The sequence below is a fragment of the Vibrio metschnikovii CIP 69.14 genome, from assembly GCF_000176155.1.
In the GTDB taxonomy this organism is placed as follows: Bacteria; Pseudomonadota; Gammaproteobacteria; order Enterobacterales; family Vibrionaceae; genus Vibrio; species Vibrio metschnikovii.
The window spans coordinates 173,932-196,610 of sequence record NZ_ACZO01000006.1 but is presented as its reverse complement, the minus strand read 5'-3'; the positions used below and the strand labels follow the sequence as shown (position 1 = coordinate 196,610).

21 protein-coding genes are annotated in these 22,679 nt (G+C 44.9%); 7 read left to right on the top strand and 14 right to left on the bottom strand.

All coding sequences use genetic code 11. The annotated features are described in order from the left end of the window. Positions 1-2: 2 nt before the first annotated feature. The 5 genes from sucA to sdhC form a co-directional block, all read right to left on the bottom strand. A complete protein-coding gene (gene sucA / locus VIB_RS04475) occupies positions 3-2,813 on the bottom strand; it encodes a 2-oxoglutarate dehydrogenase E1 component (RefSeq protein ID WP_004394797.1) in 2,811 nt (936 codons plus the stop codon). Positions 2,814-2,898: 85 nt separating this feature from the next. Then, complete coding sequence (locus VIB_RS04470; RefSeq protein ID WP_004394796.1) at positions 2,899-3,609, bottom strand: succinate dehydrogenase iron-sulfur subunit; 711 nt, start codon at positions 3,607-3,609, stop codon at positions 2,899-2,901. A 14-nt stretch (positions 3,610-3,623) separates the two neighbouring features. Continuing rightward, entirely contained in the window at positions 3,624-5,390 is a 1,767-nt protein-coding gene (gene sdhA, locus VIB_RS04465; RefSeq protein ID WP_004394795.1) for a succinate dehydrogenase flavoprotein subunit, read from the bottom strand. Then, positions 5,391-5,735, bottom strand: coding sequence for a succinate dehydrogenase, hydrophobic membrane anchor protein (gene sdhD / locus VIB_RS04460; RefSeq protein ID WP_040904157.1), 345 nt, complete (start codon positions 5,733-5,735; stop codon positions 5,391-5,393). Continuing rightward, positions 5,729-6,121 (bottom strand): succinate dehydrogenase cytochrome b556 subunit, encoded by a 393-nt coding sequence (gene sdhC / locus VIB_RS04455; protein WP_040904155.1) that lies wholly within the window; start codon positions 6,119-6,121, stop codon positions 5,729-5,731. Before sdhC ends, sdhD begins: the two co-directional genes overlap by 7 nt. 397 nt (positions 6,122-6,518) lie before the next feature. On the opposite strand from sdhC, the gene VIB_RS04450 reads away from it, so the two are divergent. Continuing rightward, positions 6,519-7,808 (top strand): citrate synthase, encoded by a 1,290-nt coding sequence (locus VIB_RS04450; protein ID WP_004394794.1) that lies wholly within the window; start codon positions 6,519-6,521, stop codon positions 7,806-7,808. A gap of 101 nt (positions 7,809-7,909) precedes the next feature. On the opposite strand, the gene VIB_RS04445 is transcribed toward VIB_RS04450, so the two are convergent. Further along, entirely contained in the window at positions 7,910-8,668 is a 759-nt protein-coding gene (locus VIB_RS04445; protein WP_004394793.1) for a Nif3-like dinuclear metal center hexameric protein, read from the bottom strand. 93 nt (positions 8,669-8,761) lie between these two features. Here VIB_RS04445 and VIB_RS04440 point away from each other — a divergent pair, with 93 nt between their 5' ends. Further along, on the top strand, positions 8,762-9,514 hold the full coding sequence (locus VIB_RS04440; protein WP_004394792.1) for a DUF1853 family protein: 753 nt from the start codon (positions 8,762-8,764) through the stop codon (positions 9,512-9,514). 63 nt (positions 9,515-9,577) lie between these two features. On the opposite strand, the gene pgm is transcribed toward VIB_RS04440, so the two are convergent. Both pgm and seqA read right to left on the bottom strand, forming a co-directional pair. Beyond that, positions 9,578-11,224, bottom strand: coding sequence for a phosphoglucomutase (alpha-D-glucose-1,6-bisphosphate-dependent) (gene pgm / locus VIB_RS04435; protein WP_004394791.1), 1,647 nt, complete (start codon positions 11,222-11,224; stop codon positions 9,578-9,580). Positions 11,225-11,331: 107 nt separating this feature from the next. Continuing rightward, a complete protein-coding gene (seqA, locus tag VIB_RS04430) occupies positions 11,332-11,868 on the bottom strand; it encodes a replication initiation negative regulator SeqA (RefSeq protein ID WP_004394790.1) in 537 nt (178 codons plus the stop codon). A 92-nt stretch (positions 11,869-11,960) separates the two neighbouring features. Between seqA and VIB_RS04425 the strand changes: the two genes are divergently transcribed. Together VIB_RS04425 and fldA are read left to right on the top strand one after the other, a co-directional pair. Beyond that, complete coding sequence (locus VIB_RS04425; RefSeq protein ID WP_040904153.1) at positions 11,961-12,725, top strand: alpha/beta fold hydrolase; 765 nt, start codon at positions 11,961-11,963, stop codon at positions 12,723-12,725. A 114-nt stretch (positions 12,726-12,839) separates the two neighbouring features. Continuing rightward, positions 12,840-13,367 carry a flavodoxin FldA gene (fldA, locus tag VIB_RS04420; RefSeq protein ID WP_004394788.1) on the top strand — a complete coding sequence of 176 codons (528 nt, stop codon included), beginning with the start codon at positions 12,840-12,842 and terminating at the stop codon, positions 13,365-13,367. A 65-nt stretch (positions 13,368-13,432) separates the two neighbouring features. Here the strand turns inward: fldA and VIB_RS04415 are convergent, their stop codons facing one another. Further along, positions 13,433-14,128: an LrgB family protein gene (locus VIB_RS04415; protein WP_004394787.1), complete on the bottom strand. Its 696-nt coding sequence runs from the start codon at positions 14,126-14,128 to the stop codon at positions 13,433-13,435. Continuing rightward, positions 14,128-14,538 (bottom strand): CidA/LrgA family protein, encoded by a 411-nt coding sequence (locus tag VIB_RS04410; protein WP_040904151.1) that lies wholly within the window; start codon positions 14,536-14,538, stop codon positions 14,128-14,130. The genes VIB_RS04415 and VIB_RS04410 overlap by 1 nt, the downstream gene beginning before the upstream one ends. A 124-nt stretch (positions 14,539-14,662) precedes the next feature. On the opposite strand from VIB_RS04410, the gene VIB_RS04405 reads away from it, so the two are divergent. Further along, a complete protein-coding gene (locus VIB_RS04405) occupies positions 14,663-15,547 on the top strand; it encodes a LysR family transcriptional regulator (protein WP_040904150.1) in 885 nt (294 codons plus the stop codon). Between the two features lie 6 nt (positions 15,548-15,553). Here VIB_RS04405 and VIB_RS04400 read toward each other — a convergent pair whose 3' ends face one another. Beyond that, positions 15,554-16,063, bottom strand: coding sequence for a DUF4442 domain-containing protein (locus tag VIB_RS04400; RefSeq protein ID WP_040904148.1), 510 nt, complete (start codon positions 16,061-16,063; stop codon positions 15,554-15,556). Positions 16,064-16,319: 256 nt separating this feature from the next. On the opposite strand from VIB_RS04400, the gene fcrX reads away from it, so the two are divergent. Beyond that, positions 16,320-16,766 carry a ferric iron uptake transcriptional regulator FcrX gene (fcrX, locus tag VIB_RS04395; RefSeq protein ID WP_004394784.1) on the top strand — a complete coding sequence of 149 codons (447 nt, stop codon included), beginning with the start codon at positions 16,320-16,322 and terminating at the stop codon, positions 16,764-16,766. A 79-nt stretch (positions 16,767-16,845) separates the two neighbouring features. Here the strand turns inward: fcrX and VIB_RS04390 are convergent, their stop codons facing one another. The 3 genes from VIB_RS04390 to fabB all read right to left on the bottom strand — a co-directional run bounded on the left by VIB_RS04390 (position 16,846) and on the right by fabB (position 20,466). Next, positions 16,846-17,859, bottom strand: coding sequence for an aspartate-semialdehyde dehydrogenase (locus VIB_RS04390; protein WP_004394783.1), 1,014 nt, complete (start codon positions 17,857-17,859; stop codon positions 16,846-16,848). Beyond that, complete coding sequence (locus VIB_RS04385) at positions 17,843-18,988, bottom strand: 4-phosphoerythronate dehydrogenase (RefSeq protein WP_040904146.1); 1,146 nt, start codon at positions 18,986-18,988, stop codon at positions 17,843-17,845. The genes VIB_RS04390 and VIB_RS04385 overlap by 17 nt, the downstream gene beginning before the upstream one ends. Before the next feature lie 266 nt (positions 18,989-19,254). Further along, on the bottom strand, positions 19,255-20,466 hold the full coding sequence (gene fabB, locus VIB_RS04375) for a beta-ketoacyl-ACP synthase I (protein WP_004394781.1): 1,212 nt from the start codon (positions 20,464-20,466) through the stop codon (positions 19,255-19,257). A 126-nt stretch (positions 20,467-20,592) separates the two neighbouring features. Between fabB and mnmC the strand changes: the two genes are divergently transcribed. After that, positions 20,593-22,617, top strand: coding sequence for a bifunctional tRNA (5-methylaminomethyl-2-thiouridine)(34)-methyltransferase MnmC2/FAD-dependent 5-carboxymethylaminomethyl-2-thiouridine(34) oxidoreductase MnmC1 (gene mnmC, locus VIB_RS04370; protein ID WP_004394780.1), 2,025 nt, complete (start codon positions 20,593-20,595; stop codon positions 22,615-22,617). Positions 22,618-22,679 lie beyond the last annotated feature (62 nt).

The window sequence follows — 22,679 nt, the reverse complement described above, 5'->3', positions numbered from 1 at the left end:
TCTTAGGCTAGGGTCAAAGCGTCTTCAATTAACGCTTTCTGCTGTTTCAAGTGTACCGACATATAGCCCACCGCCGGTGATGCTGATGCTGGTCGACCCGCATATTTTAAATCCGCCCCTGCAGGAATAGCGGCACGGAAATTGTGTTGGCTACTGTACCAAGCGCCTTGGTTTTGTGGCTCTTCTTGACACCAGACATAATCAACGACATTGGTATAAGATGCGATTGCGGCTTGTACTTCTTCAATCGGGAACGGATACAGTTGCTCGATACGAACAATAGCGACATCATCTTGCTGATTATTTCTGCGTTGCTCGAGCAAATCGTAATAGACCTTGCCAGAGCAGAAAACTACTCGCTTAACTTTCGCTGCATCCAGCGGATCAATCTCACCAATCGCTGGTAAAAACGAACCGTTAGCCAACTCTTCCATACTTGAAGTACAAAGTGGGTGGCGTAGCAAAGATTTCGGTGACATGACAATCAATGGACGGCGCATTTTACGCACCACTTGACGACGTAGCATGTGATAAACCTGAGCTGGCGTTGAAGGAATCACCACCTGCATGTTTTGCTCCGCGCAAAGCTGTAAGTATCGCTCTAAACGCGCAGAAGAGTGCTCCGGTCCTTGACCTTCATAGCCGTGAGGTAACAACATGGTCAAGCCACACAATCGGCCCCACTTTTGTTCGCCTGAAGAGATAAACTGGTCAACGACAACTTGTGCACCATTAGCAAAGTCACCAAACTGCGCTTCCCAGATGGTTAAACCGCCGGGCTCAGCCGTTGCATAGCCATATTCAAAAGCCAATACCGCTTCTTCTGATAACACAGAATCGATGACTTCAAATGGGCCTTGCTTGGAATGAACGTTCGCCAATGGTACATAAGTACTGGCATCGGCTTGATTATGTAAAACCGAGTGACGGTGGAAGAAGGTTCCACGGCCAGAATCCTGACCAGAAATGCGAATGCGTTTACCATCGTCAACCAATGTTGCATAGGCAAGAGTTTCAGCCATCCCCCAATCGAGCATTTTTTCGCCAGAAACCATACTCATTCGATCATGGTATATTTTCTCAACTCGACTTTGCAGCTTATGACTGTCTGGATACTGGCAAATTTTTTCTCCCAACTCTTTTAAGCGAACAAGAGGGAATTGATTGTCCCAGTTTTCATTCCATTCGCGATTAATATAGGGAGACCAGTCCACAGAATGCATGGTCATTGGTCGCCACTCTTTAACCACCACTTCACCATGATCCAGCGCATCACGGTACTCATTGACTAATTGAGTCGCGGTTTCTAAATCACACTCGTTGCGCTCAGTTAGAATGTCAGCATAAATTTTACGTGGCGTTGGATGCTTCTTAATTTTCTGATACATCAATGGCTGAGTCGCATTAGGCTCATCCGCTTCGTTATGGCCATGACGACGATAACAAACCAATTCAATCACTACATCACGCTTAAACTCATTGCGGTAGTCGAGCGCCATACGAGTAACAAAAGCCACTGCCTCTGGGTCATCCGAGTTAACATGAAGAATCGGAGCCTGAACCATCTTCGCAATATCAGTACAATACATGGTTGAGCGCGTATCGCGAGGATTGGAGGTGGTAAAACCGACTTGGTTATTGATAACAATTCGAACCGTTCCACCGACACAGTAGCCGCGGGCTAAAGACATGTTAAACGTCTCGGCAACGACACCTTGTCCAGCAATCGCTGAATCACCATGGATAGTAATTGGTAACACTCGACTCCCCTCAGAATCGCCTAGACGATCTTGACGAGCACGAACCGAACCAATCACCACCGGATTAACAATTTCTAGATGCGAAGGGTTAAATGCCAAAGCTAGATGAACATCACCGCCAGGGGTTGCGAAGTCTGCGGAGAAACCTTGGTGATATTTAACATCACCGGTGCCCCACGTTTCATCGTGCTTACCAGCAAACTCGTCAAACAGATCCTGCGGCTTTTTACCTAATACGTTAACCAACATATTCAGGCGTCCGCGGTGAGCCATACCGATTACCACTTCACGCATGCCATGAGTACCCGCATGACGAATTAACTCTTTCATCATCGGAATTAACGCATCGCCACCTTCCAGTGAGAAACGTTTTGCGCCGGGGAATTTAGCGCCAAGATAACGCTCTAAACCTTCTGCAGCCGTTAATTCATCTAAGAACGTACGCTTTTCTTCTAAAGTGAAAGTCGGCTGACCTAATACAGGCTCTAGACGCTGTTGAATCCATCGTTTTTGCTCAGTATCAATGATGTGCATGTATTCTGCACCCACTGAGCCACAGTAGATTTTATTTAACGATTGGTAGATATCTTTCAACTTCATGGTATCCGCGCCAACGGCAAAAGAGCCGACGTTGAACGTTTCTTCCATGTCATCTTCAGTTAAGTTATGGAATGAGGGATCGAGTTCCGCCACTGGTGGGCGTTTCCATAAACCAAGAGGATCTAATTGGGCAGCTTCATGACCGCGGAAACGGTAAGCGTTAATAAGCTGTAGAACTTTTACTTGTTTTGCATCGACTTCAGGATCACTAACTTGGACATTGTAATGCTTTGTCTCTTGGGCAAGCCGACGGAAGTAGTCACGGACACGCGAGTGTGGTTGTTCAACCACATGATCAGGCTGCATAGGCAGACCATCAAAAACACGTTTCCACTCCTCACTCACCAGATCGGGATCACTTAGATACAGTTCGTAGAGATCTTCTACATAAGTTGCATTGGCGCCAGCCAAGTGTGAAGACTCGAGCCATGCCTTCATCACGCCGTTGTGCATTATTTTCCCTTAACCAGTAGTTTTCACGTTTGCTGCGGTCTATGCCGAGCTATAAAGGCAGGCCCGAAGGCCTGCAATTTTTCATCTAAACCGAGCGGTTGACCAACATCGACTTGATATGGCCAATTGCTTTTGTCGGGTTTAATCCCTTAGGACAAACACTTACACAATTCATGATGCCATGGCAACGAAAAACGCTAAATGCATCATCAAGATTTGACAAGCGCTCATCTGTTGCCGTATCGCGGCTATCAATTAACCAACGATAAGCCGCCAACAATCCCGCCGGACCGATAAATTTATCCGGATTCCACCAAAAAGAGGGGCAAGACGTTGTACAACATGCACACATAATACATTCATACAATCCATCCAAATGTGCGCGATCTTCCGGTAACTGGAGATGCTCACGAGAAGGAGGAATTTCACCATCAGAAATCAAAAATGGTTTCACTTTGGCGTAGTTATCGTAGAACTGTGTCATGTCGACGATTAAATCACGCACTACCGGTAAGCCCGGTAATGGGCGAATAACTATTTTACTGCCTTTCAAAGCCGAAAGCGGGGTAATACAGGCTAAACCGTTTTTACCATTCATGTTCAAGCCATCAGAACCACACACACCTTCACGGCAAGAACGACGAAAAGCAATCGATGGGTCCTGTTCTTTCAGTAAGATCAGTGCATCGAGCACCATCATGTCTGAACCTTCTGCGACGTCGAGCACATACTCTTTCATGTATGGCTTACTATCAACATCAGGATTGTAACGATACAAAGAGAAGTTAAGTTTCATAATTGAGTCCTCCCTTAGTATGTACGTGCTTTAGGTGGAAAAGCATCACGATGAATCGGCGTCATATTGACATCACGCTTATTCATTTGTTCGGTTTCTGGATCGTAAATCGAGTGGCACAACCAATTCGCATCATCACGTTCTGGATAATCGAAACGAGCATGCGCACCTCGGCTTTCCGTACGATAATTGGCCGCTACTGCGGTAGAAAACGCCGTTTCCATTAAGTTATCTAACTCTAAACATTCGATACGCTGAGTATTAAATTCTTTTGATTTATCGGCCAAGTGTCCGTTTTTCAGACGTTCACGGATCACTTTTAACTCTTCAAGTCCGGTTGCCATCGCATCACCTTCACGGAATACCGAGAAGTTGTTTTGCATACAACGTTGAAGATCTTTACGAATTTGTACTGGGTCTTCGCCACCGGTACTGTTTTCCCAACGCATGGTTCGCGCTAATGACGCTTCAATATCTGACTCGGTTGCTGGGCGAGCTTCACTTTGTGCGGCTAGCGTTTCACCAAGGTGTAATCCTGTCGCGCGGCCAAAGACCACTAAATCTAATAATGAATTACCACCAAGACGATTTGCGCCATGAACTGAAACCGAAGCAATTTCGCCACAAGCGAACAAGCCTTGTACTTCAATATCTTTGCCATTTCTATCTTGTTTGATGGCTTGACCAGAGACCTGAGTCGGCACTCCACCCATCATATAATGACAAGTAGGAATAACAGGAATAGGCTCTTTAACTGGGTCAACATGGGCAAAAGTCCGAGACAGTTCGCAAATACCCGGTAGACGGGATTCAAGAACATCTCGACCTAAATGGTCTAGTTTCAGCTTAATGTGTGGACCCCATGGGCCATCACAACCACGACCTTCACGGATTTCAATCATCATTGAACGAGCAACCACGTCACGGCCAGCTAAGTCTTTCGCATTAGGCGCATAGCGCTCCATGAAACGTTCACCATCTTTATTTAATAGATAGCCACCTTCTCCACGACACCCTTCTGTCACTAACACACCAGCGCCAGCAATCCCTGTTGGGTGGAATTGCCACATTTCCATATCTTGCATTGGTACACCAGCGCGTAAGGCCATGCCTACACCGTCACCAGTATTGATATGCGCATTGGTCGTTGACGCATAAATTCGCCCGGCGCCGCCAGTAGCCAGTACCGTCGCTTTCGATTTAAAGTAGCAAATTTCACCGGTTTCCATGCACAACGCTGTACAACCTAACACCGCACCATCTTGGTTTTTAACTAAATCTAATGCATACCACTCGGAGAAAATGGTCGTTTTATACTTAATGTTCTGCTGATATAGGGTATGTAATAACGCATGACCCGTGCGGTCGGCGGCAGCGGCGGTACGCGCGGCTTGCTCACCACCAAACTCTTTCGATTGGCCACCAAATGGGCGTTGATAAATCGAACCATCTTCAAAACGAGAAAATGGCAACCCCATGCGCTCAAGTTCAATCACCGATTGAGGGCCATTTTTACACATGTATTCAATCGCATTCTGATCACCAATGTAATCTGAACCTTTGACGGTATCGTACATGTGCCACTGCCAATCGTCTTTGTGCGAGTTGCCCAAGGCAACGGTAATGCCACCCTGAGCAGAAACCGTGTGTGAACGAGTTGGGAACACTTTAGACAACAAGGCGCAGGTTAGGCCTTGTTCAGAAATTTGAAGTGCAGCACGCATGCCTGCACCACCAGCACCGATAACGACGGCATCGAATTCACGAACAGGAATAGTCACTTACACACCCCACAGTACAAATAGGCCAGAGAAAAAGTATCCAAATAACACGGCAATAACGACCAATTGCAAAACACTACGTAACTTTGAGCACTTTACGTAATCGGTCAACACTTGCCAGAGCCCTATCCAACCATGAATCAGAATGCAAACTAAGGTCAACATGGTGAACACTTTAGTGAAAGTGCTAGAGAAAAATTGGGTCCATGTTAAATAGGTAATATCAGTGAAAGCACAAAACAACACTACATAAAGGGTATAAAGAGTCATAATAATTGCAGTAGCACGGATTAAGAGATAATCGTGTACCCCATTACGACCAAATGAAGAAACATGCTTTACCATACTAATACCCCCGCTAGCACTGATAACACTAACGTGATTACCAATGATATCTTCGCACTCAATGCGCCACTTTCTAACTCTTCAAAATACCCCATATCCATAAGAAGATGACGTATACCACCGACAATATGATAGGCCAACGCCGTTAGGATGCCCCAAAGAACAAACTTGACGAAGAAGCCATTAACGATATGACTTGCCTCCATAAATCCCATCGGTGATGACAAAGAGAGGGACAGTAACCATAACAATATACCGACCGCCACAAACGTTATGATCCCAGCGATACGGTGCAGGATAGAAACGATGGCGGTGATCGGAAAGCGTATAGTCTGCAGATCTAGATTAACCGGTCTTGACTTTCTTTCTTTCACGGGCTTGCTCACTCAGCTCTAATTGAAGCATTTATAGTTATCAATGAAATTTGGCAACAAACCGACAAAACTTAACATTTAATCAACATATAAGCCGAGATAAGCCCACCTTAATTGTAAAATAAATGTTAACAACAAGGTTGAGTGTTTTTACCTTGAATTGTTTTGAGCTTTGAATTTATAAGGTTTTTACCAAAATTTGCTACGCCTTTATACGGCTGGCAACATTATACAACAAATGATGTAACAAATTTTGCTACACAGAACAGATTTTTAACTTTATATGTATAAAAAATCAAAGTAAGTGCACACATCGGAGGAGAAAAATTGACTTTAATAACGATCGGACGTACAAGAATGACACACAAACATCCTGGACGGATTAAATAATAAACAAAGGAGATTGTCTATGGCAGATAAGAAAGCGACCCTTCACATTGAAGGTAAAGCGCCCATTGAGCTGCCGATTATGGATGGGACAATAGGTCCTCAAGTAATCGACGTTCGTCAATTAGGTTCAAATGGCTACTTTACTTTTGACCCGGGTTTTCTTGCCACTGCATCTTGTGAATCTCAAATCACTTATATCGATGGTGACAAAGGCATTTTGTTACATCGCGGCTTTTCTATCGAACAGTTAGCCAATAATGCTGATTATTTAGAAGTATGTTACATCCTTCTTTATGGTGAAGCCCCTAACCGTGAACAATACGAAGAGTTTAAGAAGATCGTTACTCGCCACACCATGGTTCACGAGCAAATTGCTAGTTTCTTCCATGGTTTCCGCCGCGATGCACACCCAATGGCGGTGATGTGTGGGGTGGTAGGTGCGTTAGCGGCTTTCTATCACGATTCACTGGATATTAATAACGATACCCACCGAGAAATTGCTGCTTATCGTTTATTATCAAAAATGCCAACCTTGGCTGCAATGTGTTACAAATACTCGATTGGTCAGCCATTTATCTATCCACGTAACGATTTAACCTATGCAGAAAACTTCCTGCACATGATGTTTGCTAATCCGTGTAAAGAATATGAAGTCAATCCTGTCGTCGCTCGTGCTATGGATAAAATCTTCACTTTGCATGCAGATCATGAGCAAAACGCATCAACATCAACCGTTCGTTTAGCCGGCTCTTCAGGTGCCAATCCTTTCGCCTGTATTGCCGCAGGTATCGCGTCACTGTGGGGGCCTGCTCATGGTGGAGCCAACGAAGCTTGCTTACGCATGCTAGAAGAAATTGGTTCTGTCGATAAAATTCCTGAGTACGTCGCCCGAGCAAAAGATAAAGATGATCCATTCCGCTTAATGGGCTTTGGTCATCGGGTGTACAAAAACTACGATCCACGTGCAACGGTGATGCGTGAAGCTTGTCATGATGTTCTTAAAGAACTCAATATTAGCGATCCACTACTTGATGTGGCTATGGAACTTGAACGTATTGCACTTTCTGACCCCTACTTTGTGGAGAAGAAACTCTATCCGAACGTCGATTTCTATTCTGGGATTATTCTCAAAGCCATCGGTATTCCAGTCTCCATGTTTACCGTTATCTTTGCCATGTCACGCACCATTGGCTGGATTGCGCACTGGAATGAAATGCATTCAGACGTGAACAACAAGATAGGCCGTCCTCGTCAGCTTTATACTGGGCAAAAACTTCGTGAGTTTGTGCCATTGCATGAGCGCCAATAGACCGCTACTTCAAATCAACGAACAGAGCTGCCGATGAGTCTCCTCTGTTCAAGTCGATAAAAAAACCAAGAGCGAGATTTCCTCGCCCTTGGTTTTTTAATTTATACCGGATTATCGATATCAATAAACTCAACCACAAAACCATGTTCGCGGCTTAACCATTCCCCCAATGCTTTAACACCATAACGCTCGGTAGCATGATGCCCCGCAGCAAAATAATGAATATTTAATTCTCGTGCCGCATAAGTGGTTCGTTCAGAAATCTCACCCGAGATGAACGCATCCATACCTTGCTCAGCAGCCAGTTCGATATAGTCTTGCCCGCCCCCCGTACACCAAGCGATCTTTTTAATCGGTTTATCCGTTTGCTCTGGAGCAATATGCAATGGCTGACGGTGAAGTACCGTTTGCAGATGCTGGGCAAACTCATCACAAGAGTAATTACGATTGAGACAACCGTACATAGCGACAGATTGTGCATGCCCTTCTAGCCCGCCCTCCACTTGAATTCCAAGTAACTGAGCGAGCTGAGCGTTATTACCCAATTGCGGATGAATATCCAGTGGTAAATGATAGGCAAACAAATTAATGTCATGCTTAATCAGTTGTCGTAGTCGCTGCCCTTTCATACCACGAATCGCTTCTGGCTCTCCTTTCCAAAAATAACCATGATGGACAAGTAAAGCATCGGCTTGATGCTCAATGGCTTGTTCAATGAGCGCTTTCGACGCCGTCACTCCAGTAATGATTTTTTTTATCTCGGCTTTACCTTCCACTTGCAAGCCGTTAGGACAGTAATCTTTCACTAATTGTGGAGACAAGATCTCATTTAACAACGCTTCTAACTGTAAGTTGTCCATATTTCGTTCCATTACACTATTGTTATGACGTGTTTATAACAATTTCAGGCTAGAATGTCGAAAACGGAATGGTAACCGTAGATGGTGCTCACAATGGATATAAAACAGCTTATGCAATGGGTGGTAACCACTCCTCCACTCTTTCAAGGGTCAGAGCCAATAGTCTCTAAAGTTCCTTTCATTCAACCGTCTTATCAGCAGTGGCCAACTTATCAAGGTAATCAGCGACTAGGATTTATTTATCAATTTTTATGTCAACAACTCTTCACTGCCACGCCTCGCTATAACGCCGTTTCAGAAGAGATTCAGCTAAATCAACAAGGCACAACGTTAGGTTCGATTGATTTTATTGCCAAAAACCGCAAAACAGAGCAATACGAACATTGGGAAGTGGCCGTTAAATTCTACCTTCTTCATCAAGGGAATTGGTATGGGCCCAATGCAGAAGATAGACTTGATCTCAAGTTAAATCATATGCTCAACCATCAACTTCCCCTTTCAAGCAACGAAGCGTTTTGTAAACATTATCCGTTATGGGCTAATGCGAAGCCCCATTTGCTCATGCAAGGTCGACTTTATACTAACCCTTTTCAACCAGAACCCGTACCTAACGAATGTTTAGGCCACCCACTCAACCCTTCACAAATTCAGGGTCATTGGTGTTATCAACATCAACAGTCATTGATTGACGAGCCCTTGTATCGATTAGAAAAGCCACAATGGTTAACCGGCCGTGATAAACAGAGTCCACGCTACCAAGGTGAAGACTTAGGTTTTGTTCATTGCCAAAGTCAATCGGGATTATTTTGGTTTATTATGCCCAATGACTGGCCTGCTACCACATAATAAAAGACAGGCCACGAACGTTGATTCATGGCCTGTCTTAAGCTAAATTCGAGATGTGATTAATTATAATCCCGCATTTTTAAAGACTTGATTAACAATCTCTTGCGCTTCATGCTCTATCTGTTTTAAATGCTCCTCGCCTTTAAAACTCTCACAATAAATTTTATAAATATCTTCCGTCCCTGATGGACGTGCCGCAAACCAACCGTAATCAGTCGTCACTTTTAAACCACCAATCGCAGCCCCATTACCTGGAGCATGGGTTAAACGGGCAGTGATCACATCTCCGGCTAAGGTTTGAGCGGTCACCATCTCGGCGGAAAGCTGACTCAAGATCGTTTTTTGAGGTCCATTGGCGACAGCTTGAATTCGGCTGTAGTGCGACTCACCATGTTTCGCTGCTAATTGATCATAATATTGCTGAGGGTTTTTACCCGTCACCGCCGTTATTTCAGCAGCAAGTAGACATAAAATAATCCCATCTTTATCGGTTGACCAAGCGGTGCCATCTTGACGTAAGAAAGAGGCACCAGCACTCTCTTCTCCACCAAAACCAAAACGACCGTTATACAAGCCATCAACAAACCATTTAAATCCAACTGGCACTTCACACAATTTGCGTCCTAAATCCGCAACGACTTTATCAATCATCGCACTAGAAACAAGGGTTTTGCCCACAGCAACATCAGATTGCCAAGCAGAGCGGTGACGGTAAAGATAGTCAATACAAACCGCCAGAAAATGGTTAGGGTTCATTAAACCTTGTGGCGTAACAATCCCATGACGATCATAATCAGGGTCATTACCAAACGCTAAATCGTATTGGTCTTTCAGTGCTAATAAGCCAGCCATCGCATAGGGAGATGAGCAATCCATACGCACCACGCCATCTTTATCCAGTGACATAAACTGGAACGTAGGATCAATCGCTTCACTGACTAACGTTAAATCTAAATCGTACGTTTGAGCAATTTGTCGCCAATAATCAATTCCGCTGCCACCTAATGGGTCGACACCTATCTTCAGTTTGGCTTTCTGAATCGCGGCCATATCGACAACATTCACTAAGTCGTCAACATAAGGTTTCACTAAATCAACCTGCTTCAATAAAGGTGAATGCTTCGCTTCAACAATAGCCACGCGTTTCACCCCGCTCAAACCATCGGCAATTAGCTGATTGGCTCGATTTTCAATCGCTTTGGTAAGCTCACCTTCCGCGGGTCCACCATGGGTAGGATTGTATTTGATACCGCCATCTTGAGGCGGATTATGTGATGGGGTGATCACGATACCATCTGCTTTATCGGCATGTTGCAAGTTATAGGTCAAGATAGCATGAGAGATACCCGGCGTTGGCGTATAACCGTTATCTTGTTGAATAATGACCTCAACCTGATTGGCAATAAGCACTTCGAGCACACTACTTAAGGCTGGCTCAGATAAAGCATGGGTATCTTTACCGACAAAAATAGGTCCGGTCGTACCCAACTCAGTACGTAGATCAACGATCGCTTGCGCAATAGCTAAAATATGGTGTTCATTAAACGTGAATTTATCAGCCGACCCTCTATGGCCGGAAGTACCAAATTCAACCTTATGCTGCGGATTACTCGCATCAGGTTGTAAAAGGTAGTAATGAGAAACTAAAGCCGGAATATTATGTAAATCTTGTTGCTGTGCTTTTTGTCCTGCACGAGGGTGCATAGCCATAATGACATCCTTTTAAAAATAATAATCAATAAAAAACCTCATAATACGCATTTTTACATGCCCAGTATGAGGTTCTAGTCAGACTTTTCGCTGCTGATCGTGCCACGTTAAATAGACAAGGTCACTTTTTCAATAATATCCGCAGGGAAATTCATTTTCAGCATCACTTGCTCAACCATTTGCTGTTTACGGCTGGTATTGTTATTCGTAATCACCCATAACGGCGTATTTGGAATAGCTTTTGGTTTCGTCGTCTGCCCGTTCGCGAGCAACGTCGCTTCGTTATCAGCAAAGTAAACTCGCTTGCGTCCCTTAACGATCATGGCATCAGAGAAGCTCGCTGGATCGATACGATAGAGTGTGGATAGGACTAACATAAAACGATCAACGGCTTTTTTCAGTGCAGAATATTCATCTGAAATCAGTAACTCGCGCATCGCCTTAACGCTATCAACTTTTGTCTCTTGAGCCGCATCTTTACTGACCACTAACCCTTTAGGAGCAGTGATAGCAGGCATCGCCGAAAAACGCTGGCTATCAACCTTCAATAAGCGACGTAAAATATCGGAAGCGCTCTCACCAATATGTAGGGTTTGACTGGCAATATAACGGTATAGATCTTCATCAACCTCAATTGTTTTCATTCGCTTTTCACAATCTCTATGTTTAAACTCTGGGGGATTATAGCGAGATCTTTACCGATACTCTACGTTAAACCCATTACTAATAAGATAAAATGTCAGCACTGCTTAATTACAAACTAGAAGGTGAGGGTCACACCGTCGTTCTGATCCATGGTTTATTTGGTAATTTGGACAATTTAGGACTACTCGCGAGAGATCTGAAACACGATCATCAGGTACTGAGTATTGACTTGCGTAACCATGGACAATCGTTTCACGCTTCAGAACATAACTACGCGTTAATGGCGCGCGATGTCGATCAACTGCTCACCGAGTTGGCTATCACTCAAGCGACGATCATTGGTCACTCCATGGGCGGTAAAGTAGCGATGAAATTAGCCGATCTTGCCCCCGATATCGTTCAACGGTTAATCGTGCTAGACATGGCACCCGTTGCCTATACCGTGCATCGTCATCAACAGGTGATCGATGGTCTCGATGCGGTTTTAGAACAAAAACCGTCCTCTCGCAGTGAAGTGATGACCCTTTTAGCCCAGCATATCGATCAGGAAGGCGTTCGCCAATTTCTGGGGAAATCCTTGGTCAACCAAGATAGCGTCATGACTTGGCGATTTAATGTACCTGCGATTAAAGCCAACTACTGGAATATTCTTGGTTGGGAACCGATTGCCTGTAACTCAACCCCGACCTTATTTATTAAAGGGGCAGATTCAAACTATTTAATGGCAGAGCATCAACCCGCTATCCAGCAACAATTTAGCCACGCCAAAGCACATGTTATCGCCAATACTGGCCACTGGTTACATGCTGAAAAACCAGCAGAAGTGCTCCGTGCGATTCGTAAATTTATTGTCTAAAGCGCTTAATCCATAACAAGTTAAGGGAAATTTGAAAGTCAATAGGTGGATTAACTTTAACAAATAACAGTGGTATAGTTCGCGCAAGCAGATTGATTTAAAGGTAAAGACTCTATGGCAAGTGTAGGTATCTTTTTTGGTAGCGATACAGGTAACACCGAAGCTATTGCAAAAATGATTCAAAAACAACTCGGCAAACAACTGGTTCACGTACAAGATATCGCGAAAAGTAGTAAAGAAGATATTGATAACTTTGATCTTTTACTGCTTGGCATTCCCACTTGGTACTATGGTGAAGCACAGTGTGATTGGGATGATTTTTTCCCTGAATTAGAAGCCATTGATTTTTCGACTAAACTCGTGGCTATTTTTGGGTGTGGTGATCAAGAAGACTACGCAGAGTATTTCTGTGATGCTATGGGCACCGTTCGAGACATCATTCAAGCCAAAGGCGCAACGATTATTGGTCATTGGCCAACGGAAGGTTATGAGTTTGAAGCGTCTAAAGCATTAGTCGATGATAATCATTTTGTTGGTCTATGCATTGATGAAGACCGTCAACCAGAGTTGACCGAGCAACGTGTGACCGCTTGGGTTCAGCAAGTATACGAAGAAATGTGCTTAGCTGAGCTAGAAGACTAAACCAGCAACCGCCCTCACTTGGGCGGTTTTTTTAACACAAACTCTTTATGAATTATTGGATCTATTTACCACAATAGCTGGCCTAAAAAGGGCGCAATCAGTACCGTTACCATACCGGCTATCATCATGACGACACTCGATACCACCCCTTCTGCATTTCCCATTTGATACGCTTTCGCGGTGCCTGCACCATGGGCAGAAGCCCCTAAGCTAGCCCCACGCCCAAATCGAGAACGAATCGATAAGAAAGTTAATATACTTTCACCAACCGCCATTCCAATAACACCCGTGAGTACCACAAACAGGGCCGTTAAGTCACTTTCACCGCCAATGGCACGTGTTGCTTCCACGGCAAAAGGGGTCGTTATCGAGCGCATGGCTAAGCTACGCTGCAGTAACTCTGGTAATTCAAACCAGCGTGCCAGTAAGACGGTACTGCTCACAGCCACAATCACGGAAACCACCACACCAACCGATAATGACAACCAATGACGTCGAATTAAAAGCCGATTATCGTACACAGGAATCGCAAAGGCGACGGTGGCAGGCCCAAGTAACCATAATAGCCAGCGAGACTCTTCCATATACGATGGATAAGGAATATCCATACCAATAACAATCAGCACCAACAGTAATGGGGCCAGCAATAAAGGCATCAAAAAAATTGTTCGTTTGCGCTGATAGAGCATTTTACAGACGTAATAGAGTGCTAAAGTCAGTACCAAACACGTCATGCCGAGTAATGAGACAGAGTGCAACATTATAAGGCTCCTGTTAACTTATTACTTTTTCGGCGCGCTAATTTAAGCTCCAGGCGGTATAATTTATCCACGACCCACGCAGTCACCGCTATCACTAAAACGGTACTCAGCACTAATACTAAGATAATTCGTCCGCCCTGTTCACGCACCAGCGGCTGATAATTGACCACGGCTACGACCGCCGGAACAAAAAACAGTAACATTTCCGCTAAAAGCCAAGCCGCACCTCGTCGCAGCCATTCAACGTTAACAATCTTACTGAACACCAACGTCAGCAGTAACAACATACCTGTGAGATTGGCAGGGATAGGCAAGTGTAAGTAATCAACCAAACGATCGGCGATTACCCATATCAAACCTAACGCAACAATTTGCCCAATGGTCAGCAAAACAGTTTCAATCTTCCTCATGGCATCATTCGCTCATTGTGTGAAATTAATCACAGTATAGAGAGCATTAAAATTTCATAAAATGAATTTTTATTATAAAAATTATGCCAATATGGAATCAATTAACACAGAGAATCACTTTCTTATGGATATTAAAGCCCTACGCTATTTTGTTGAACTCATCAATCAACAGAGCTTTACCCGTGCCTCGGAGAAACTTTTTGTTACCCAACCGACGATCAGCAAAATGATCCGTAGCCTTGAACAAGAGATCGGGCAGCCATTACTCCATCGTCAAGGCCATCGATTTTGGCTAACCGATGCAGGACACATTGTGTATTTACGTGCACAAGAGATTTTGACCCACTTTACTCAGCTAGAAGCTGAACTGATCGATCTGCACCAACTCCAAGGAGGGCAACTTCGGCTAGGTATTCCTCCTATGGTGGGGCATCTTTATGCTGGCTTGATTAGACAATATCGACAAACCTACCCAGCCGTAGAAATGACGATCGTCGAGTATGGCGGGCGAAAAATAGAACAAGCGGTACTTAATGGAGAATTGGATGTTGCCATTACGATGCTATCGCGCCACGCAGAGCAACATCTCAGCACTTTAGTATTAGACAGTTACCCAATTTATGCCGTATTACCGCAAACCATGCCTTGGACTGCCATGACAACGATTGATTGGCCATCACTCAAAGAAGCGCCTTTTTATCTTTACACTGAAGAGTTTACTCTTAGTGACTATGTGCATCAGCAATGTCTAGCGCATGGATTTACCCCACAAATTGCGGCGCGAAGTAGCCAATGGGATTTTCTCGTTGCGCTTGTAAAAAGTGGCATCGGAGTGGCCTTTTTACCCGAACCACTCTGCTTAAGAATCCAAAATGAAGGCGTCTTAATTAAGCCGCTCAATCCCAGTATTGACTGGACATTAAGTGTTATTTGGCATAGTGAACGTTACGTCTCTCGCACTGCAGAAGCTTGGATACAACTTTGTCATACTCATCCATCGTCTCGCTGAACACCATTATGCAGCGTTATCGGTTTGATAATCACTCTCTTGACGATACTTAGGCTTTTTACGAACATACAACTTACGATGCACTTCAGAAACCACATCACCCTGTTTGTCTTTGACGTGAATAATAAATTCAGGAAAGCATTTATCGCCATTTGCCGTCGCCACTAATATCGCATCCAGTTGAGCTTGAGAAATCAAAAACTCAGCATACAAATCACTGTGTCCCGGCTTAATGAAATTAATGCTCGCTTCTTTATCCCAAACATAATACTGGCGACCTAAAATCCCCATCAGCATTAATGAATATACGGGATCCGTTAAAGAGAAGATGCTGCCACCATATTGGGAACGATTGGCATTTTTGTTCCACCAACGAAGCTTTAAACGCAATCTAGCTTCACGAAAGTCTTCGCTGATTGACTCGATTTTTATCCCAGATCCCCAAAAAGGTGGCCAACTATTTAATGCCCACTTCACAATATTAGGTTTATACAACTTCTCAAGTGTTTTATTCATGCTATCCGTGCCTTAGACTCTATCTCATCTTCACTGATCGTGATGCTCAATGAGCACCTCACTCAGCGAAGCTACACACAAGTTAATGTTGCATAATTGTAACTGGTCAGATCAGATTTCTCCGTGATGAAACTCGATTTTGTAGTAATTACAGTAACCCTTTGAAGTTCGTGGTTTATTGTTTTAATCGAGTGGCCTATAATGTGGAACAACATTGACCTCTGTTTACGACTGCAGATCATCAACGGGAAAGTATATGTCAGACAATAACCAAGCGCTAAAGGATGCAGGTCTTAAAGTAACCCTTCCACGGCTAAAGATTTTAGAAGTATTGCAGCAGCCTGAGTGCCAACATATTAGTGCTGAGGAGCTGTACAAAAAGCTGATTGATCTCGGTGAAGAGATCGGCCTTGCGACCGTTTATCGCGTGTTAAACCAATTTGATGACGCTGGTATCGTGACTCGTCATCATTTTGAAGGTGGAAAATCAGTTTTCGAACTCTCAACCCAACACCATCATGACCATCTCGTCTGTCTTGATTGTGGCGAAGTGATTGAGTTTTCTGACGAGGTAATCGAACAGCGTCAAAAAGAGATCGCTGCGCGTTACAATGTTCAGCTAACTAATCACAGTTTATATCTTTATGGCAAATGTGCTGATGGCGGTTGCAAAAACAACCCTTCCGCGCATAAAGCTCGATAAGATAACCGAAAAAAACCACCGCGAGGTGGTTTTTTTGTTCACTCAATATCGACGAGGGTATCGATAACGCCGCGACTATTTACAGATAATCTCGGATCAATACTTCCGCAATCTGTACCGCGTTGGTTGCTGCCCCTTTACGAACATTGTCTGCTACCACCCACAAATTAATCCCGCTATGATGGCTAATATCATTACGGATGCGTCCAACCAACACCGTATCTTTACCACCGGAATCACGCACTTGAGTCGGGTAGTCTTGCCCTTGGAAAACTTCAATCCCTGCCGTTTGTTCCAATAGGCTTATTACCTGCTCGGCATCAATGGGGCTACGAGTCTCAATATGCAATGCTTCGGCATGACCATAAAATACCGGGACGCGAACACAGGTTGGATTAACCATGATCGAAGGATCATTGAAGATTTTTTGGGTTTCCCATACCATCTTCATCTCTTCTTTCGTATAACCATTATCCATAAACTGATCGATTTGCGGGATACAGTTAAAGGCAATTTGCTGACTAAAAGCATGCGTCTCAGCTGGAATGCCACTCAGTAGTTTTGCCGTTTGTCCTGCTAGCTCATCAATTCCTGCTTTACCGGCTCCAGATACAGACTGGTAAGTCGTGACATTAATTCGCTCGATCCCTACCGCATCATAAATGGGTTTTAACGCCACCAACATTTGAATGGTGGAACAATTTGGGTTAGCAATAATGTTGCGGTTACGAAACTCGGCAATCGCCTGTGGATTGACTTCTGGAACCACTAAAGGGATATCGTAGTCATAACGAAAATGAGAGGTGTTATCTATAACGATTACGCCCGCATCGGCAGCGATCGGTGCCCAGTGAGCAGAAAGCTCACCACCTGCCGAAAAAAGCGCAATATGCACCGAGGACCAATCAAACTCTTCAACATTTTGTACTCGTACGGTTTTTCCATTAAAGCGATAGGTTTTCCCTTCACTACGTTCACTCGCGAGTAGAAAAAGTTCACCAACAGGAAATTTACGCTCTTGCAATACTTCCAGCATGGTTTCACCGACCGCACCCGTTGCACCGAAAATCGCAACATTAAATTCTTGGCTCATTTGTAACCTCTATTGTAAATCCGAGTTGCGCTAGCAGTTCTAATTGACACGATGCCTCACCTACTAGCTTAATTGCGCTATATTCACGCCTATCCCAATACTGTTTGCGCATTTTATCAAACGCGTCAGGTTGATGTATTTGACGGCGAAACAGAGCATCGTCTCGTCGAACATCATAAATAAGTTGCGTTAAGTTGAGCAACGTTGCTTCATCCCAAGCTCGATTCAGCACCACTTCAGGTACAGGAGCCGTCGGCAGTAAACTGGATGGATTAGCCCAATGCGCTTGGCCTAAAAACTCACAGTATTGGTTAAACACCATGGTGGTACCGCGCGCTTTCCCTTCCAAGCCATAACCAGCAACATGAGGCGTCGCAAACGCTAACAACGGCAGGAGCTCTAAATCCACCTGCGGTTCAAATTCGAACACGTCTAAGGCTGCGGTAAAGCCATCGCCTTGTTGTAAACGAGCTTTTAATGCGTCATTGTCGACCACTGGACCTCGCGCAGCATTAATCAAAATTTGATCGCCTCGTAAACCAGCCAACACCTGCTCATTAATTAAATGGTGAGTAGGCCACTCACCTTGCTGAGTGATCGGCGTATGCAAGGTAATCACATCCGCTTCAGTTAATAGTTGCTCCAGTGGTGTAAATGCTCGCGTATCCCCTTGTGCTTGCTTGGGAGGATCATTGATCAAAACGTTGAGTCCTAACCCAGTCAAACAATGGGCTAAGTAGCTACCGACTTGGCCTGCACCAATAATACCAATCGTTTTATCAAAAATAGAGAAACCTTGCTGCTGAGAAAGTACCATTAAGACACTAAACACATACTCTGCAACGCCGACTTTATTACAGCCTGGTGCGGCGGTAAAAAATATCCCTCGCTCAGCCAATAGCGCTTGATCAACGTGATCCATCCCAGCCGTTGCCGTACCGACAAAAGCCAATCGATTCGCTTTACTTAATAGAGCTGCATCTACTTTTGTCACCGAACGAATCATTAACGCATCAATGTCGATCAAATCGTCAGCGGTTAATGTGCGACCTGGTTTAAGAATTACCTCACCGAGCTGACTAAACAGCTGCTCAGCGTAAGGCATATTTTCGTCGATCAAGATTTTCATAGCCGAATTCACACTATTGGGTTGTCTTTAGGATCATGATAGGCCAAAAACCATGGGGTCTTATTTGCCAACACGTGATGGGTATTTTGTTGGGCATTGTGCAGAAAAGCATTCTGTGTGTCGAGCATAAAAATACCCGGAGCCAAAGGCTACCGGGCAAATACCCAGAACAAAAGGATCTCGTCCTGCTCTCAATAGGACAGAGTCTGCGTCTGTGTGATCGGCTACGCCGATCGGCTCTGGAAACGGTTCACCTCAAATGGTGATTATGCTTGGTACTTTTTGATCACCAATGTGGCGTTGGTACCACCAAAGCCAAAACTGTTTGACATAACGCTATTGAGCTCTTGTTCACGTGGTTGCGTGACAATATCTAGCCCCTCTGCAGCCGGATCCAGAGTATCAATATTAATACTCGGTGCGATAAAATTATGATGCAGCATCAAGGTCGAATAAATCGCTTCATGAACCCCTGCTGCGCCTAATGCGTGACCAGTCATGGCTTTAGTCGCAGAAATAGCAGGGCTATTACCGCCAAAAATTTCTTGAATCGCGCCCAGTTCTTTTACATCACCGACTGGTGTTGATGTACCATGGGTGTTGACATAATCAACACTATCGACATTTTGCATCGCCATTCGCATACAACGAGCCGCACCCTCACCAGATGGCGCAACCATATCGTAGCCATCAGAGGTTGCGCCATAACCCACAAGTTCGCCGTAAATTTTTGCACCGCGTGCCAAAGCATGCTCTAACTCTTCAATCACCAGCATGCCGCCGCCGCCTGAAATCACAAAACCATCGCGATCAGCGTCATAGGTGCGAGACGCTTTCTCTGGTGTGTCATTGTATTTGGTGGATAACGCGCCCATGGCATCAAACATCATCGTCAATGTCCAATCCAGTTCTTCACCGCCACCAGCAAACACAATGTCTTGCTTGCCGAGTTGAATCAGCTCCATCGCGTTACCAATACAGTGTGCTGAAGTCGCACAGGCTGAGCTAATCGAATAGTTAACGCCACGAATTTTAAACGGTGTAGCCAAACAAGCCGACACCGTGGAAGACATGGTACGAGGCACCATATACGGCCCAATACGCTTAACGCCTTTCTCACGTAGCGTATCCACGGCAATGGATTGGTTAAGTGAAGATGCACCGCCAGAACCCGCAATGATGCCGGTACGGTCATTCGACACTTGCTCAGGCGTCAATCCAGCATCAGCAATCGCTTGCTCCATAGAAAGATAAGCATAAGCCGCCGCATCGCCCATAAAACGCATCTGTTTGCGATCAATATGCTCAGCAGGGTTTATCTTTAAATCACCCCAAACTTGTGAACGTAGCCCCTGCTCTTTAAATTGCTCGGAAGCAGTGATGCCTGATTTGCCGGCTTTAAGAGACGCTAAAACTTCTTGGACGTTGTTACCGATACTGGAAATAATTCCCATCCCGGTGATGACGACTCGTTTCATGTGACATTCCTATAATTCAAAATTCCGCTAAATGATAACCAAGATAAGTAACAGAAGTGGTCAGCTTTCCTATAAATCCGTACAATCTTGCTCTATAAATGCCTTATTTGCTAGAAATCATCGCTTATGACTTCCATTACTCACGCACAATTGGCGTGGAATGACGCCGGAACGCCGGTCTCAGACCAATTTGACGACGTCTATTTTTCCAATGCCAATGGCTTAGAAGAGACACGCTACGTCTTTCTCAATCAGAATCATCTCCCACAAAGATGGCGAGAATATGACCAACGCCATTTTGTGATTGCTGAAACGGGTTTTGGCACTGGACTCAATTTTCTCGCTACGTGGCAATGTTTTGACCAGTTTCGCCACCAAAATCCTGATGCAACCATTAAGACCTTGCACTTTATCAGCTTTGAAAAATATCCGCTCAATAAAAGCGATCTGATCAAAGCACATCAAGCTTGGCCAGAGCTCGCTCACTACGCCGAGCAGTTGCATCAAGCCTATCCTTTGGCACTACCTGAATGCCATCGAATTATTTTGGCGGATGGGGCGATTATTTTAGACTTGTGGTTTGGCGATATCAAAACCAGCTTACCTCAAGTAGCCGTTTCCGAACGTGGCTTGGTTGATGCGTGGTTTCTCGATGGCTTCGCGCCCAGTAAAAACCCTGACATGTGGAGCCAAGCTTTATTTGATGGCATGAGCCAATTGGCCAAAGAAAATTGTACCTGCGCTACCTTTACCGCTGCTGGGTTTGTCCGCCGAGGGCTCAATCAAGCTGGCTTTAGCATGAAAAAGGTGAAAGGTTTTGGCACCAAACGAGAAATGCTGGCTGGCAAGATTGAGCATAAAAAACCGTACCACAATATTAAACCTTATTATCAGATTGAAGCGACAGAATCTGTCCACGATGTGGCGATCATCGGCGGTGGTATTGCCAGCGCAGCACTCGCCTATGCCTTAACTCAACGCGGCATTTCTGTGACCTTATATTGCGCCGATAAAGCGCCCGCGCAGGGGGCTTCTGGCAATCGACAGGGAGCCATTTATCCGCTATTAAATGGCCAACATAGCAATGTGTCCCGCGTCTTTGCGCCAGCGTTTCTGTTTACTCGTCAATTTGTGCAACGTCTCGCTCAGCAAGTCAATTTTGAATACGATTGGTGTGGCGTGACTCAGTTAATGTGGGATGAAAAATCCACCGATAAATTAACGCGTCTTACCCAAGGTGAATTCCCAAGCGAACTCGTGCATTATCTCACTGCAGAACAAACCAGCCAGCACATTGGCCTTGCGGTGGATATGCCGAGCATCCATTATCCACTGGGTGGATGGTTATGCCCGGTAGAGCTCACTCAAGCACTGTTAGCCGATTTAGTCAGCAAAGGATCGGTTACCGCCCATTATCAACAAGCGATTGACTCGTTAGCCTGGCAAGCCGAAACGAGAACGTGGCAATTGAATGCTCAAGGTCAGCCGTTTCAGCATCAATGTGTGGTGATCGCTAATGGCCATCAATTTGATGCCTTTGCTCAAACTGAGCATTTACCACTAGGCAAAGTCAAAGGCCAAGTCAGTCATGCGCCGACCAATCACACTTTACAAGCGCTGCGTTCAGTACTGTGCTATGACGGCTACATGACCCCAAGCAGCCCGCGTCATGGCACCCATTGTATTGGTGCCAGTTACGATAGACAGCACCTTGACCAAACCTTCGATGCCAAAGCACAGCAAGAAAATAGTGCGCGTTTAACCCGTTGCCTAGCGAATCAAACTTGGCCGATGGCGGTGGACACATCAGACAACCAATCTCGTCAAGGGGTTCGCTGTGTCAGTCGCGATCATTTGCCTTTTGTGGGTAATGTGGGACGACGTGATGCAATCATTGAGCAATACGCAGATTTGCCACAAAAAAGAGAGCATCAAATCCCAACCATTAGCCAATACCCTCAATTGTACGCTTTACTGGGTTTAGGTTCCCGAGGTTTGAGCTCTGCACCACTGATGGCCGAAGTCTTGGCCGCGCAGATCTGCGGTGAACCACTGCCTTTGCCTGTCGATGTGCTAGCCTCTCTGCATCCGAGCCGGATGTGGGTACGTAAATTAAAGAAAGGTAAGGCAATCACAGAAAAAGGGGCTTAACTTTATACGCTGCGGTTTCAGCGCCTGAAGCCGATTTTTGCGCCCTTAAAATCATGAAGCCT